Below are 15,319 nucleotides of genomic sequence, written 5' to 3'. Positions count from 1 at the left end.
CTTTGATATCGACGAGGAGAGTTTTTTCAAATCTGTACCTGACTTTGACCGTTTCAATTTGGTTCTTTGCTCAGCCAGCGGAAACTTGGGCAGGGAACTTCAGCTTCTTTGTCGATACGGAGACTGATCAGGCTTTTTCTCGCCCCTCAGAGTTGCCAGAAGACATAAGGGAATGGCTTAGACCGGACATTGAGGTCCTCGGCAACGGTCTCTTACCTCAAGTACAGCCCTATTTGCGAGACGGAGTAAGTGATCTGCTCCAAGAGCATGACGAAGCAGTTAAAAGTGATGTCTTTGGAGAAGCTCTCTCCTTCATAATTCCCAAATGGTGGCCTCATGTAATAGAAGTATCGTTGGCAACGGATGAAAATGGTTCTGTGTTGTTGAACCAGGTCTTCTTCGTACACGGCGACCAGGCTAGCCACTACAACACCAACCGTGGCGAAATCAAAACGGCATCTGATGCAAGAAGGTACTTTGAGGCACGCTCGGAACTATTGGAATTTGGCGTCATTCGACGCCCGGAAGTTCAGTCTCCGCAACTGCGGACTGCATCCGAGGCAAGAATTCTGCAAAAGGTCTTTCATCACCTTGAAGAGGCTTACGGTTTTGTTGCTTTCGACGTAATAGCCCAGTCAGGCGCCTTCCCGTTGATGCATGATATCGCCATCAAACGGGGCAATCTCGGCTGTTTGATCGGAGCGTCAGGCGTTGGCGACCAGTTGACATTTTTTCGCCATTACAACGAAAACACGTCCGTCACTTGGGCTAACGGATTTCTGGACCCAATTGGGCAGGTCCAAGACTTTCCCAAAGGAACAACAGTCGGGGTTGTTCATGATGCGAGAGACAACGTGGTGGTTATCGGGTCGATACAGGCCTATGTAGAAGCTGCCAATTCTGCTGGGATCGACATTACAGCCAAGCTAGATGCCTCTGCTTCCGACCCGGATCGACACGACACGGTTCAAACGGCTGTCGCCCTTCACCAGCAGTTGTGCGAAGGCTAACCGTTCGCTTTGGGGGTCAAATCACACGGTCGCAGATCGCTCAAGGTTTTGCTAAGGAGGCGTCCCATCTCACGCGGCTCGAATACATCCGCCTTTAGACGAAGCAGCATTGTTTCCCTACTACTCAACACTGTTTCCAAACCGCCCTCTTCCAAATCGGGCGGAAGTGTGGCACAAATCAGGCAAGGTTAACGCCCGATAAGTAAATTGGGTCGCCACTTGGCGGACGGTCCCTCCAAACCGGTTTCTCTCACCGGCCCCGACAGTCCCCGTGGCGACCTCAATTTCCTGCCCGAAAATCGTTGCAGCAGCGTCCGACCTGCCCTACATCGCGCCCATGACAGACACACTTCATATCGTGGGCGGCGGCATGGCCGGGTCCGAGGCGGCCTGGCAAGCGGCGAACCAGGGCGTGCGCGTGGTCATTCATGAGATGCGGCCCAAGGTGGAAACCTTCGCCCACAAGACCGGTCATCTGGGAGAGATGGTGTGTTCAAACTCCTTCCGCTCGGACGATGACGAGCAGAACGCAGTGGGCCTGTTGCATTGGGAGATGCGGGCGGCGGATGGGCTGATCATGGCGACGGCCGAAAAGCACCGCCTGCCAGCGGGTGGCGCGCTGGCAGTGGATCGCGATCCGTTTGCCGAAAGCGTGACGGCTGCGCTGATGGCGCATCCCAACGTCTCGGTCAGCTATGAAGAGATCACGGAATTGCCCGATACCGGCCAGTGGATCATCGCCACCGGTCCCTTGACCTCCTCTGCTCTGGGCGCTGCGATTCAGGCGGAAACGGGGGCTGAGGCGCTGGCCTTTTTCGACGCCATTGCGCCCATCGTCTATTTCGACTCGATCGACATGTCGCAAGCCTGGATGCAGTCGCGCTATGACAAGGGCGAGACCGAAGAAGAGCGCACCGCCTACCTCAACTGTCCGATGGACCGCAACCAGTACGAGGCCTTCATCGACGCGCTGCTCGCCGCCGACAAGACGGAATTTCACGAGGGCGAAACCGCAGGCTATTTCGACGGCTGCCTGCCCATCGAGGTGATGGCCGAGCGCGGGCGCGAGACGCTGCGCCACGGACCGATGAAGCCAGTGGGCCTGACCAATCCGCACCAGCCGGAGGTGAAGGCGCATGCCGTTGTCCAACTGCGCCGCGATAACGCATTGGGCACGCTCTACAACATCGTGGGCTTTCAGACGAAGATGAAGTACGGCGCGCAGACGGATGTGCTGCGCATGATCCCCGGGCTTCAGGACGCACGGTTCGCACGACTGGGCGGCATCCACAGGAACACCTTCCTGAACTCCCCCACCCTGCTGGACGCGCAGATGCGGCTGAAGTCGCGGCCCAACATCCGCTTTGCCGGGCAGATCACCGGGGTTGAGGGCTATGTCGAAAGTGCCGCGATGGGCCTTCTGGCCGGGCGCATGGCAGCGGGCGACATCCTGAGCGCGCCGGTGCAGACGCCGCCCGACACCACCGCCACGGGTGCGCTGATCACCCACATCACCGGTGGGGCGGAGGCGAAGGCCTTCCAGCCGATGAACGTCAATTTCGGCCTCTTTCCGCCGGTCCACGGCCTCAAGGGCGGCAGACGCGGGCGCAAGGACCGCTACAAGGCCTATACCGACCGGGCCAAGGCCGACTGGACCGCGTGGCTGGGGCAAACGGCGCTGGACGCGGCCTGACGATTCGCTAGGCTGCCGCGCCATGAGCCAAGGATTCCTACACAAGGTTTACGATGCGCGCGATGCCGACGAGACACGCGCGCTTTATGACGATTGGTCGGCAAGCTACGAGGCAGAGGTGGCCGAACACGGCTATGCCACGCCGGGCCGCTGCGCGGAGGCGCTGAAGGCGCAGATGGACGATCTCTCCGCACCCATCCTGGATTTCGGCTGCGGCACGGGGCTGTCTGGGCTGGCTTTGCGGCTTGCCGGGTTCGAGGTGATCGACGGGCTAGACCTGTCGGCGGACATGTTGAAAGTGGCCGAGGCGAAAGGGATCTACCGCACCTTGTCACAGATCGACGCAGGCGCCTCGCTGCCCCATGAACCGGGCGACTACGCCGCCATTGCCGCGATCGGGGTGATCGGGGCCGGCGCGGCCCCCGTTGCGGTGTTCGACACCATGATGCAGGGGCTCGCGCCGGGCGGACGGATCGTTTTGTCCTTCAACGATCATGCGCTGGCCGATCCCGCGCATGACGGCAAACTGCAAGAGCATATCGACGCAGGCTCTGCCCGGCTCCTTTTCAAGGCATATGGCGATCACCTGCCCGGCCTTGATCTGAAGTCCACTGTCTACGTCCTTGAAAAACTGTGACATATCTCACCCGCTTTGCCCCGTCGCCCACCGGGCCCTTGCATCTGGGGCATGCCTTTTCCGCCCTGACCGCGTTTGACCGCGCCCGCGCCCGGGACGGGCAATTCCTGCTGCGTATCGAAGATATCGATCAAAGCCGCGCCCGCCCGGAATGGGAGGCGCAGATCCTCGACGACCTGCGCTGGCTGGGCCTCGACTGGCCCAAACCTGTCCTGCGCCAGTCGGACCGGTTGGCGCGGTATCGCGCGGCGCTCGACCAGCTTACCGAGATGGGCCTCACCTACCCTTGCCGCTGCAACCGGGCCGATATCGAGCGGGCGGCGAGCGCCCCGCAGGAAGGCGCGCCAAAGTTCGGTCCCGACGGGCGCATCTATCCGGGCACCTGTCGCGGGCATCCGATGTCCGAGATGACCGAGCAGGATGCGATCCGCCTCGACATGGCGAAGGCCACCGAAGAGCTTCCCTCCCTGACTTTCCACGACACCGGGCCGATCAATCCCGGCATTCATCCGATCACGCGGGCTCATCTCATCCATGCCGTGGGCGACATCGTCCTCGCGCGGCGCGGCATGGGCACGTCCTATCATCTTTCTGTCGTTGTGGATGACGCCGATCAGGGCATCACCGAAGTCACGCGCGGCGCCGATCTCTTCGATGCAACCTATATTCACGTCCTTCTGCAGAACCTTCTGGGCTTGCCCAAACCGACCTCCCACCACCACCGCCTGATCCGCGACGAGGCCGGGCACCGTCTGGCCAAGCGGGACCATGCCCGCGCGCTCTCGAAATATCGCGCCGACGGCTACAGCCCCACGGATATCCGCCTGCTGGTCGGGCTCTGATCCTGCTTCTTTGGGTTAAAAATATCCCCGCCGGAGGCACGGGCCCTTGGGCCCGTTCAGGTCTCAGGGCGCATCAGTTCGACCTCCACGCCGTCCCTCAAAGCGGTATAGAAACAGCTCCTCCGGTTGGTGTGACAGGCCGGCCCTGTCTGCCGCACCACCGCCAACAGACAATCGCGGTCGCAATCCACGCGCAGATCGACAAGTTCCTGCACATGACCTGAGCTTTCGCCCTTCACCCAGAAGGACTGCCTTGAGCGGGACCAATAGGTGACCCGTCCCGTCTCCAGCGTGCGCATCACGGCATCGGCGTTCATCCAGGCCATCATCAGCACCTCCCCCGTCTCCTCTTGCTGGGCGATACAGGGGATCAGGCCAGCGCCATTATAGACCAAGGTCGCAGGATCGAAGGACATGGGACAAAAACCTTTTGCATCCGGAAGTCGGTCGTCTATCTAAAGAGGACCTGTTCTGAGGGAAACCCATGTCCGGCGACACCGATCTGATCAAGCTCTATTCGTCCCGCATCCTGGCTTTGGCTGCGGATATTCCGCATCTCGGCCGGCTGGAGGCGCCGGATGCAAGCGTGAAACGCCGCTCCCCGCTCTGTGGATCGACCGTTACGGTGGATGTGACAATCCAAGACGGCCGGGTCGCCGAATTTGGACAGGATGTAAAAGCCTGCGCCTTGGGTCAGGCCGCCGCATCCGTGGTCGGGGCCGCAATTGTCGGGACCACGCAAGAGCAGATAGAGACCGCGCGCGATCAACTCAAAGCCATGCTCAAGACCGGAGGCGACGCACCGGACGCGCCATTTGACGGTCTGGAAGTGCTTTTGCCCGCACGCGACTACAAGAACCGCCACGCCTCGATCCTTTTGTCGCTCGAAGCGGCAGCGGAAGCGATGGACCAGGCGAAACAGGTTCACTGCGCCTAAATCCTCTCTCTTTCCTTCCAAAAAGAAAAAACCGCCGCGCATCCCGGGCGGATGGCGGCGGTCAGTATGCAAGTCTCGCGTGGGACCCGGAAAAGCTCCGAAGAAGAGGCGTGTGAGGCAGCACCTCCGGGGGGGTAGGACAGGCAGGTCACCCGATGCATCACCTGGGGAAAGGGATGCGGAGCGTCCGGCGCGAGATCGCAGGCAGAACCTTAAACAAGACCGGGCAGATGCAACCCGGCGACAAGCATGACGACAAGGGCGGAAACACCGATCAGATCCGTCAGAAGATCAGTTGCCTTGATATTTCTCAGCATGGCGGCTTCTCCGTCGATTAACCCTTTGTTGACCTTTTGTTCTCACATTCGAGCCGCCGCGTAAAGAACTTTTTAGGAACATTTGCGAACTTTTTAGAACGCATCGGCTAACCGACTGAAATCAAACGGATCGCACGATCCTGCCTCATCAGCCAAAGCAGCACCCTTGCGGCCTGCCCACGGGGGCTTTTCAGACCGGGATCATCGTTCAGCAACTTGCGCGCATCCGTCTGGGCCACCGCCATGAGCCCGGCCTGACGTTCCAGATCGGCGATCTGGAACCGCGGCAGGCCGGATTGCGCGGTACCGATCAGATCCCCGGCGCCGCGCATCTCGAGATCCGTCTCAGAGATGCGAAACCCGTCCTCCGTCTCGCGCAGAACATCCAGCCGTCGCCGTCCCCCTTCCGACAGCGGTGGCTGATACATCAACAGGCAAGTCGACGCCTGGGTGCCGCGCCCCACCCGGCCCCGAAGCTGGTGCAGCTGCGCCAGACCGAAGATTTCCGCCCGCTCGATCACCATGATGCTGGCATTGGGCACATTCACCCCCACCTCGATCACGGTCGTGGCCACCAGGACCTTGGTCTCTCCCGCCTGAAAGCGGGCCATGGCACTGTCCTTTTCCGCCGGTGGCATTTGCCCGTGGACGAGGCCCACGACATCGTCGCCCAGCACCGCGCGCAATCGTTTGAACCGTTCTTCGGCGGCGACCAGATCGACCGTTTCGGATTCCTCGACCAAGGGGCAGACCCAATAGCATTGCCGCCCCTCCCCGATCGCCGCCCGTAGACGGCCAATCACCTCGTCCATCCGTTCGGTGCTGATCAACGCCGTTTTGATCGGCTGGCGTCCGGGCGGTTTCTCGTCAAGGACCGAGACCTCCATATCCCCGAATTGCGCCAGAGCCAGGCTGCGTGGGATGGGCGTTGCGGTCATCACCAGCACGTCGGCTGCCGCGCCTTTCTGGGCCAGCTGCAGCCGCTGACTGACCCCAAAACGGTGCTGTTCGTCGATGATCGCCAGTCGAAGGTCGGCAAATGCGACATCCTCCTGAAAAACCGCATGTGTGCCCACAAGGATCTGAATGTCACCGCGGGCAAGTGCGGTGAGTTTGGCCCGTCTTTCCGCGCCTTTGTCACGGCCTGTCAGCAATTCCAGCACCACCCCGGCGCTGTCGGCCAGCGGCTGCAGCCCCTCAAGATGCTGCCGAGCAAGGATCTCGGTGGGTGCCATCAATGCCCCCTGCCCGCCCGCCTCGACAGCGATCAGCAGGGCCATGAAGGCCACAAGGGTCTTGCCGGATCCCACATCGCCCTGCAGCAAGCGGTTCATTCTGTGAGGCGCCGCCATATCCCCGGCAACCTCCTCCATCGCCCGGGCCTGTGCATTGGTGGGCCGATAGGGCAAGGCCGACAGCACCCGCGCGCGGAGCTGCCCGTTGCCTTGGGATGCGACCCCAGGCGCGCGGCGATCCTGCATCCGGGCAAGCGCCAGCGTCAGCTGGTGTGCCAACAATTCGTCATAAGCAAGCCGGGCCCGCGCAGGTGCGGTCGGACCGAAAGCCTGCAACGCCTCAGGATGATGCGCCACGTGAAGGGCCGCCTGCCAATCCGGCCACCCCTCCCGTGCCTTCAGCGCCGGGTCGATCCATTCGTCAAGCTCAGGTAAACGCTGAAGCGCCCCCCGGGTCGCGCGAAACATCACTTTCTGGGTGACGCCTGCGGTCAGATGATAGACGGGCTCGAACGGAGCAATATCGTCGGCCTCCGCCTCCGGCAGGATGTGATCGGGATGAACCATCTGGGCCATCCCGTCGAAGATCTCCAGTTTGCCCGACACGACCCGCCGCGCGCCAAAGGGCAACTGGCGTTCCAGATACTCCTTTCGCCCCCGAAAAAAGACAAGCTGAAACTCGGTTTCGGTATCGCTTACATGCACACGATAAGCCCCGGTTTTCTGACGGGGGGCACGGTGCATGCCGACGGTGACGGCGACTGTCACGGTGGTGTTGGGCTCCACCCCCTGGACGGTGTCGCGGCGGCGCCTGTCCACCAGAGCATAGGGCAAGGCAAAAAGAAGGTCGCGCGGGCTTTGCAGCCCCATCTGCTCCATCAGTTTTGCTGTTTTCGGCCCGATGCCCGGCAAGGTCTCAAGGTCCGCAAAGAGCGGAAACAAAACCTCGGGGCGACCGCTCATGCCTCGCCAATCAGGTCGAGCCAGCCGTCCTCATCCAGCATTTCGATCCCCAGTTCCTGGGCCTTCTTCGCCTTGGACCCCGCGCCCGGACCAGCAACCAAAAGGTCGGTCTTGGCGGATACCGATCCCGAAACCTTGGCCCCCAAGGCCTCCGCCCGCGCCTTTGCCTCGGCCCGCGTCATCTTTTCCAGAGTGCCGGTGAACACAACCGTTTTGCCGGCAACCGCGCTGTCAGCGGTCTGCGGCTGGTCTTCGGGCTGAATGTCAAGCCGGTCGGTCAGGCGGTTGATGGAGGCGCGCTCCGCCTCTTGCTGAAATGTCGTCACCAGAGCCACCGCAACCGTTGCGCCGATCCCGTCAATGCCGATCAGATCGCTCCAGGCCGCATGTGCCGCCGGATCGAGATCCTGCCAGGCCGCATCGCGTGTGGATTTGATCCGGGCGCGGCGGCCCTCTGCCTCGGCTGCGCGGCGTTCCTCTGCCTCGGCCTGATCGGCGCGCAGATGGCAGGCCGCAGCGCCTGCAGCGGCGTCAATTGTCTGACCCAGGGCGTCCCATGTTCCGAAATGACGCGCAAGATCGGCTGCGGCGACCTCACCCACATGACGAATGCCAAGCGCAAAGATGAGGCGTTTGAGCGGGATCCGGCGTTTGTCTTCGATGGCCTCAAAAAGGTTCTCGGCCGACTTTTCGCCCCAACCCTCGCGGTTTTTCAGCTGCTGCAAGCCTTCGCCATAGCGATCGCGCAGCGTAAAGATATCTGCGGGCTCGGAAATCCAGCCATCGGTGTGGAATTGTTCGACCTGCTTGGCGCCCAGCCCTTCGATATCAAAAGCCGCACGACTGACGAAATGCTTCAGCTTCTCTACCGCCTGGGCCGGACAGATGAGACCGCCCGTGCAGCGGCGGACCGCGTCGCCCTCCTCGCGGATTGCCGCACTGCCGCATTCCGGGCAGGTGTCGGGAAACGCATAGCGCGCGGCGCTTTCGGGGCGCTTGGACAGATCCACGTCCGCGACTTTCGGGATCACATCGCCGGCGCGGTAGACCTGCACCCAGTCGCCGGCCCGGATGTCTTTCCCACCCCGGATCTCACCGCCCCGCGCGTCCCGCCCGGCGATGTAGTCCTCGTTGTGAAGCGTGGCATTCGACACGACCACGCCCCCCACGGTGACCGGGGTCAACCGGGCCACAGGGCTCAGCGCTCCGGTCCGGCCTACCTGGATGTCGATCGCTTCGAGCCGGGTCCAGGCCAGTTCGGCGGGGAATTTATGCGCGATCGCCCAGCGGGGCGTGGTCGACCGGAAGCCCAGGCGCGCCTGAAAAGCGAGATCATCGACCTTGTAGACAACACCGTCAATGTCATAGCCAAGCGTGGCGCGCTGCATCTCGATCTCGTGGTAATGGGCAATCATGTCGCCGGGATCGCGGCAGAGACGCGTGAGCGGGTTCACCGTAAAGCCCATCGTGCCAAGGCACTCTATCGCAGCCATCTGAGTTTCGGCCAGAGGTTCGGAGACGGCGCCCCAGGCATAGGCGAAAAAGCGAAGCGGGCGGGCGGCGGTGATACGGGCGTCCAGCTGGCGCAAAGATCCGGCTGCGGCATTTCGCGGATTGGCGAAAGTCTTTGCGTCCATCTCGGACTGTCGCGCATTCAGCGCCTCGAAATCGGGGTGGGACATATAGACCTCACCCCGGACCTCCAGAAGCTCCGGCGCATCGTCGATGGATGCCGGGATGTCTGCGATGTTGCGCGCATTGGCCGTCACATTCTCGCCCACGGCACCGTCGCCCCGGGTTGCGGCCTGGACCAGGCGCCCCTTCTCGTAGCGCAAAGAAAGCGACAGCCCGTCGATCTTGGGTTCCGCAGTATAGGACAGAGCATCCTGGCCAAGACCGAGATATTTCCGGATCGAGGCGTCGAAGGCCAGCACATCCGCGTCATCGAACGCATTTCCCAGCGACAGCATCCGCAGGGCATGGGTCACCTTGGCAAACCCGTCCGCCGGTTTGGCGCCGACCTGATCTGAGGGGCTGTCGGCGCGTTTCAGGTTTGGAAAGGCATCTTCGATCGCTGCGTTGCGCCGCTTGAGGCGGTCGTATTCCGCATCCGAAATTTCGGGTGCGTCATCGGTGTGATAGGCGGTGTTGGCACTGGCCAGAAGTCGGGCCAGCCGTTCCAGCTCGTCCCGCGCCTGTTCGGCGCTCAACGTCGATATCTCCGTATCCTGTGTCACGACATCATCCCTGCCCCGAGTCCTCCCAAGTGATAGGGCGGGCTTCCCCCAAGGTCCAGTCATGGCAGACGCGTGTACAAAACCAGGCCAAGCACAAAAAGGGCGGGCCAATTCACAGCCCGCCTTTAACACATTGTCCTTCGGGGTAAGGCCGCGTTTGAAGCGACCTTCGGATAACATAGGGCTCAGGGGCTCGTCCGTGAGTGGTGGTCTGCCTGCCCCTGCGCTGTCCTTCCGTCTATGCGCCGATGGCAATCGGCGTGTTGGCCTCTGCCTCCGCCTGAGGATCACGCAGAACGTAGCCGCGGCCCCAGACGGTTTCGATATAGTTCTCGCCATCCGTCGCGACGCTGAGTTTTTTGCGCAGCTTGCAGATAAACACGTCAATGATTTTCAATTCCGGCTCGTCCATTCCACCATAGAGATGGTTCAGAAACATCTCTTTTGTGAGCGTCGTTCCTTTTCTCAAACTTAACAATTCAAGCATCTGATATTCTTTGCCGGTCAAATGAACCGGCTGGTCATTTACCGTGACGGTCTTTGCGTCAAGATTGACGCAGACTTTGCCCGTGCGGATGACCGATTGGGAATGCCCTTTGGAGCGACGGATAATGGCGTGAATACGGGCGACCAATTCTTCCCGGTGGAAGGGTTTGGTAAGATAGTCATCCGCGCCAAACCCAAAGCCTTTCAGCTTATTTTCGGTGTCATCCGCCCCGGACAGGATCAGGATGGGAGTTTCGATCCGTGCCAGGCGCAGCTGGCGCAGCACTTCATGTCCGTTCATATCCGGCAGGTTAAGGTCGAGCAGGATCAGATCGTAGTCATAAAGCTTGGCAAGATCGATCCCCTCCTCCCCCAAATCTGTCGAATACACATTGAGGTTGGCATGTGTGAGCATCAATTCGATGCTTTTTGACGTCGTGGGATCATCTTCAACCAGTAGCACGCGCATTCTGCAGTCTCCGTTCCGTGGCCCTTGCATCCAAAATCTGAGCCTAACCGTGACCAATAAAGGTTAACTGCAAGTTACCGATGACCAAGATATTGCACACGCAACCTATAGTTGTCGATACTTTTTCAACATTGTCGCTTTCAAAGCCTGTTCGCCATGCTCGGACACGGCGACCAGCCATTCGCGAAACTCCTCCTCGCTCAAACCATATTGTTTCAGCGCTTCGGACTGAGTGATCAGGCCGTAAAGTACGCCGCGCACGACCTTGGCCTTGCGGGAGGCCACCCATCGCCGCGTATCGGGCGGCGGCAGATCGGCGCGGGTCATCACCGACCCGTCCGGCAAGGTTACGGCCCGAGGGCCATCAACTTTCTTCAGATACATCATCTCGGTTCCCGTTATCTGCCGGCAGATTGCGCGCATCAGACTTAACGGGCGATGAAACCGGCCCTTGAGAGTATCTAGGATTTTCCTATATTTGCGGCTTACTTTCCCAACTTCGGTCAGGAGCCCCGTGCGTATGGCGCTGGATGAAACGCAACATCTGAACTCGCTCGGCTTTGCCAAACCCCCGTCGGAAACGCGGGTCGTGGTGGCGATGTCCGGTGGTGTCGACAGCTCGGTCGTGGCGGCCCTTCTGGCCGAACAGGGCTATGATGTCGTGGGCGTCACGCTTCAACTCTACGACCATGGCGCGGCGCTGGCGAAAAAGGGGGCCTGCTGCGCAGGTATTGATATCCACGATGCGCGTCGCGTGGCCGAGGACCGCGGCTTTCCGCACTACGTGCTGGACTATGAAAACATCTTTCAGGACGCCGTGATTGACGAGTTTGCCGACAGCTACCTGGCCGGTGCGACGCCGGTGCCGTGCATTCGCTGCAACGAGCGGGTCAAGTTCAAGGACCTTCTGGAAACGGCCAAGGATTTGGATGCGGATTGTATGGCCACCGGCCACTACATTCAGCGCAAGATGGGTCAAAATGGGCCGGAACTGCATTGCGCAGAGGATGCAAGCCGCGATCAGTCTTACTTTCTCTTCTCGACCACGCCGGAACAGCTTGCCTTTCTGCGCTTCCCGTTGGGGCACCTGCCCTCGAAGGACGCGACCCGTTCGCTGGCGGCGCAATATGGGCTCAGCGTGGCCGACAAGCCCGACAGCCAGGATATTTGTTTTGTGCCCAATGGCGATTACGCTTCGGTGATCGAGAAACTGCGCCCGGGCGCGGCGGAGCCCGGAGAGATCGTGCATGTCGATGGCCGTGTGCTGGGCCGTCATGACGGCGTGATCCACTATACGATCGGCCAGCGTAGGGGCCTTGGGATCGGCGGATTGAGCGAGCCGCTTTACGTGGTCAAACTGGACGTCGACACGCATCAGGTCGTGGTTGGCCCCAAAGAGATGCTGGCGACAAGAACCATCCCGGTACGAGAGATCAACTGGCTGGGCGACGCGCCGTTCGAAAGCCGGGAGGCCTGGGAGGTCTCGGTCAAGGTCCGCTCTACCCGCCCCCCGCGTGAGGCGATCCTGCGCCCGCTGTCACCGACGACGGCAGAGGTGGAATTGCTGACGCCGGAAGACGGCGTGTCACCCGGGCAAGCGTGCGTTTTTTACGAAACCGAAGGCACCCGCATCTTTGGCGGTGGCTGGATCTGGCGCGGCGCCTGATAAGTCGCGCTTTTGTTGGCGAGGTTTGACGGAAGCCATGCTGCCGGACACTGGCCGTCCGCCGATCCTGAAAACCGCGCGACTGGTGCTGAGGCCACCTGAGGCGCGCGACATCCCGGCCTGGTTCTTGCGCGCACGCGACCGGGACGCGGCGCAACTGGCAGGTGATCCTGTTCCTGAAGGTATCAACGCCGGGGTGGATTGGCTGAGACGGATACGAGAAAACGCTCGCACCGGTAAACGCCTGCTCTGGTCCATCGACGCGCCCCAAGCAGCCGACAGCATCGGCACGGTCGCGCTGGCGCTGCATAAGCTTGCGATCAGCTTTGTTCTGGGACGGGATCACTGGGGACGCGGCTATGCAACCGAAGCCGCCGCAGAAATCCTGAGATATGGATTCAATGAGTTAGGTCTTTCGAAGGTCAGCGCAGAGGTCGTTGCACGCAACACGGCCTCCCTTCATGTGCTTGGAAAGCTTGGCTTCCAACATGAGGCATCCTTTGTGGATGAGAGCGACAACGAACGATGCGAACGCCACGGTTTGTACCGCAAGACGTGACTGGAGAGCTGCGAGGCCCCCTTTCAGACTACGTTGACGACGCGCAGGCCTTTAGATCCTCCCCTCTTCGCGGGCGTATTCAAGCACGCGCTGCCCCCTGGGAGAAAGCCTGTATCCCACCGACAGACTCTCCGTCAGTCCTTTCTCTTTGAGTTTGCGCACATGCGCTTTGAAGAAGAGCTTTTCGAGGCCAAGTTCATCGGCAAGCTCCTGTGCGCGTCTTTTGGGATACCGACCGATGAGTTCAAGTGTTCTCATCGACAAGGCCTTCGCTCCGACCCGTTTGTCGATGCGCTCCAGCTCGGACATCAGCGATGCAAAGGTTTCAGCGGACAAATCCGCATCTTCCCGCAATGCCAGCCTCTTGTCTTCGCCGGCAAATGTCAGGGTGATCTTGTAGAAGGCGCAATCAGGCCGCGGAGGCAGGTCGCGCCTGAGATCTTCCAGAGACCGATAGCCTGCGCGCCTTGCATCCTCTGCGGTCAGGCTGTCGAAGCTGACAGATCCGACATCCACAACCGAAAGCTCTCCGATTGCGGTGCGCAGACGACCGCCTTTCTTTACAGTGGGACGCTTCCACCACCTGAACGCCCGATCCACGTCGCCATCGGCAATCCTGTTCAGGATATGTCGTTTGATCAGCATGACACGACCGTAGCGGGACTTTCCAAGCAATCCAACCGAGCCATCAGTTCATGCGTGTTTTGGCAAGCAGGCCCTCAAACCCGCCTCCAATGAACCACAGTCGTCATGGAGGCAGAGCCCAATCCGGATGCCTGACCGATCTTTGCCGCCCAGCAGTCGAATTTCCGCCGACAGAGAAAAGCGGACCTACTGGACATGTCCAGCCAATGATAAAGAGCGCCCGGAGCGATGCCGAAGGAGGTCATCATGCCAACCGATCCGACGGATCTGATCAAGGCAATCCTTGCCAATTACAGTCTCGAGGCTGGCAACATCCATCACCCTGCGCCGACCAACTGGGATGAATTCGCCGCCGTCTTTATCTTCAAAGACGACTTCGACAGCATAACGTCCACGGGTTTTGCTTATGAAGGTGAGGAGTTTGTCGGTTTTTTCATTCCGGATTCCACCGTTGTGGACAAGAAGGTACGGGCATACCGGGCTGCGATGACATCGGAGAGCGGTGAAATGGCCGTTTCTATTGCCGTTCAGTTCAACCGTGACAGCGGGCGGTACAAGACCCTGTTTGAATTCGACGACCCCAAACGCTGGGATGATACGCCCAGACGCTGGGAGATCCGCGCGGACTTGCGGCCAAACCTGGCATGAACGATGTCCCCGGTCCGCTGGACCACAAAGGGCGCGCCATTGCCGTTCCGGCATTTCGCACTCTCGCCTGGGTCGACGGCACCTTAAAGGATGAGGCAACACGGCAAGCGGCGATTGACCTTCTTGATCTTTACGAAGCCAGTTGGTCGGCCGACACGCTTTGGATGCGTCTGGCCAGCGATATCGCCGATCAGGGCACAGCACAATGGGACGCCGCCGCTGCACGAGATTGGCTGGAAAAGGCGCAGGAAAAGCCGGTCACACTCAGAGGGAACGGCGCCATTGTCGAGGCGCTGCAAGCGGTCGGCCCGCCACATCTGAGGATCGAGCAGCGAGATCGCCGCCTGATCTTCGAGATTTCGGTGCCTCCCGATGCTTATGAGGCCAGCTTTGCCGACGGGGTCATCACCTGTCTTACCCGGACGCCCCTGTTCTGTGCCGTTCAGGGGCTTGGCTTTTACATCCCCGATGCCCTGCTGTCTTTGATACGCCATATGCCGCAGGGCTTTCGGCGGTGCCGCACCGCGATTGAAATTCCGGTGGAGACGGCCAGAACTGTTCTGAAACGCGCAGAGACATCCCATGGGACCGGCATTGGTGCTTGGAGGGATTTCGCTGAGGCGCAAGGCGGTCTGCCGGATATCGGATGGCGCAGCGTGATCTCCAAAACCTATCGTGAGCGCTTGCCGCCCCTGGCGGACACGACCTTTGATACAGATGTCATTGTGGAAGACATCAACGGGTTTCTTGTCCTGACGGTTGGCGCACGTTCGATCTGGGGCGATGTGAAGGGCCATGAAGACCTTTCCGGCTACCAGAGCGTGGCCGCCTATCTGTCGCCCGTTATGGCACATATCGGTGTGGCGCAACGCAGCTTGTTCGGCGCCAAGGACCACACACCCGAAGACCGACAATCGGTGGCGGATTATCTTTACCGCCTATTGCCGGAAACGGCGGAGACACCGGGGACCTAAG

At 60.5% G+C, this 15,319-nt stretch carries 15 protein-coding genes; 9 read left to right on the top strand and 6 right to left on the bottom strand.

Going from position 1 to position 15,319, the window contains the following annotated elements; genetic code table 11:
• Positions 1–44 precede the first annotated feature (44 nt).
• The 4 genes from CFI11_RS10775 (at position 45) to gluQRS (ending at position 4,182) form a co-directional block, all read left to right on the top strand.
• A complete protein-coding gene (locus tag CFI11_RS10775) occupies positions 45–1,010 on the top strand; it encodes a hypothetical protein (RefSeq protein ID WP_130405793.1) in 966 nt (321 codons plus the stop codon).
• Positions 1,011–1,347: 337 nt separating this feature from the next.
• Positions 1,348–2,703: a methylenetetrahydrofolate--tRNA-(uracil(54)-C(5))-methyltransferase (FADH(2)-oxidizing) TrmFO gene (trmFO, locus tag CFI11_RS10770; RefSeq protein WP_130405791.1), complete on the top strand. Its 1,356-nt coding sequence runs from the start codon at positions 1,348–1,350 to the stop codon at positions 2,701–2,703.
• Between the two features lie 22 nt (positions 2,704–2,725).
• Entirely contained in the window at positions 2,726–3,340 is a 615-nt protein-coding gene (locus tag CFI11_RS10765; protein WP_130405789.1) for a class I SAM-dependent methyltransferase, read from the top strand.
• Positions 3,337–4,182 carry a tRNA glutamyl-Q(34) synthetase GluQRS gene (gene gluQRS, locus CFI11_RS10760; RefSeq protein ID WP_130405787.1) on the top strand — a complete coding sequence of 282 codons (846 nt, stop codon included), beginning with the start codon at positions 3,337–3,339 and terminating at the stop codon, positions 4,180–4,182. The genes CFI11_RS10765 and gluQRS overlap by 4 nt, the downstream gene beginning before the upstream one ends.
• A gap of 56 nt (positions 4,183–4,238) precedes the next feature.
• On the opposite strand, the gene hisI is transcribed toward gluQRS, so the two are convergent.
• Entirely contained in the window at positions 4,239–4,598 is a 360-nt protein-coding gene (gene hisI, locus CFI11_RS10755; RefSeq protein WP_130405785.1) for a phosphoribosyl-AMP cyclohydrolase, read from the bottom strand.
• Positions 4,599–4,666: 68 nt separating this feature from the next.
• Here hisI and CFI11_RS10750 point away from each other — a divergent pair, with 68 nt between their 5' ends.
• Positions 4,667–5,119, top strand: coding sequence for an iron-sulfur cluster assembly scaffold protein (locus CFI11_RS10750; RefSeq protein ID WP_130405783.1), 453 nt, complete (start codon positions 4,667–4,669; stop codon positions 5,117–5,119).
• Between the two features lie 424 nt (positions 5,120–5,543).
• Here the strand turns inward: CFI11_RS10750 and recG are convergent, their stop codons facing one another.
• The 4 genes from recG to CFI11_RS10730 form a co-directional block, all read right to left on the bottom strand.
• Complete coding sequence (recG, locus tag CFI11_RS10745; protein WP_130405781.1) at positions 5,544–7,634, bottom strand: ATP-dependent DNA helicase RecG; 2,091 nt, start codon at positions 7,632–7,634, stop codon at positions 5,544–5,546.
• Positions 7,631–9,871: an NAD-dependent DNA ligase LigA gene (ligA, locus tag CFI11_RS10740; protein WP_254449066.1), complete on the bottom strand. Its 2,241-nt coding sequence runs from the start codon at positions 9,869–9,871 to the stop codon at positions 7,631–7,633. Before ligA ends, recG begins: the two co-directional genes overlap by 4 nt.
• 238 nt (positions 9,872–10,109) lie before the next feature.
• A complete protein-coding gene (gene ctrA / locus CFI11_RS10735; protein WP_130405777.1) occupies positions 10,110–10,826 on the bottom strand; it encodes a response regulator transcription factor CtrA in 717 nt (238 codons plus the stop codon).
• Positions 10,827–10,931: 105 nt separating this feature from the next.
• Positions 10,932–11,210 (bottom strand): DUF1153 domain-containing protein, encoded by a 279-nt coding sequence (locus tag CFI11_RS10730; protein WP_130409988.1) that lies wholly within the window; start codon positions 11,208–11,210, stop codon positions 10,932–10,934.
• 136 nt (positions 11,211–11,346) lie between these two features.
• On the opposite strand from CFI11_RS10730, the gene mnmA reads away from it, so the two are divergent.
• Both mnmA and CFI11_RS10720 read left to right on the top strand, forming a co-directional pair.
• Positions 11,347–12,492 carry a tRNA 2-thiouridine(34) synthase MnmA gene (mnmA, locus tag CFI11_RS10725; RefSeq protein ID WP_130405775.1) on the top strand — a complete coding sequence of 382 codons (1,146 nt, stop codon included), beginning with the start codon at positions 11,347–11,349 and terminating at the stop codon, positions 12,490–12,492.
• A gap of 37 nt (positions 12,493–12,529) precedes the next feature.
• Positions 12,530–13,051, top strand: coding sequence for a GNAT family N-acetyltransferase (locus CFI11_RS10720; protein ID WP_130405773.1), 522 nt, complete (start codon positions 12,530–12,532; stop codon positions 13,049–13,051).
• A gap of 51 nt (positions 13,052–13,102) precedes the next feature.
• Here the strand turns inward: CFI11_RS10720 and CFI11_RS10715 are convergent, their stop codons facing one another.
• A complete protein-coding gene (locus tag CFI11_RS10715; protein WP_130405771.1) occupies positions 13,103–13,696 on the bottom strand; it encodes a hypothetical protein in 594 nt (197 codons plus the stop codon).
• A 246-nt stretch (positions 13,697–13,942) separates the two neighbouring features.
• Here CFI11_RS10715 and CFI11_RS10710 point away from each other — a divergent pair, with 246 nt between their 5' ends.
• Both CFI11_RS10710 and CFI11_RS10705 read left to right on the top strand, forming a co-directional pair.
• A complete protein-coding gene (locus CFI11_RS10710; protein WP_130405769.1) occupies positions 13,943–14,344 on the top strand; it encodes a hypothetical protein in 402 nt (133 codons plus the stop codon).
• Positions 14,341–15,318: a hypothetical protein gene (locus CFI11_RS10705; protein ID WP_130405767.1), complete on the top strand. Its 978-nt coding sequence runs from the start codon at positions 14,341–14,343 to the stop codon at positions 15,316–15,318. Before CFI11_RS10710 ends, CFI11_RS10705 begins: the two co-directional genes overlap by 4 nt.
• The last annotated feature ends 1 nt before the right edge of the window (position 15,319 follow it).

The organism is Thalassococcus sp. S3 (assembly GCF_004216475.1).
In the GTDB taxonomy this organism is placed as follows: domain Bacteria; phylum Pseudomonadota; class Alphaproteobacteria; order Rhodobacterales; family Rhodobacteraceae.
This window is presented reverse-complemented; position numbering and strand designations above follow the sequence as displayed.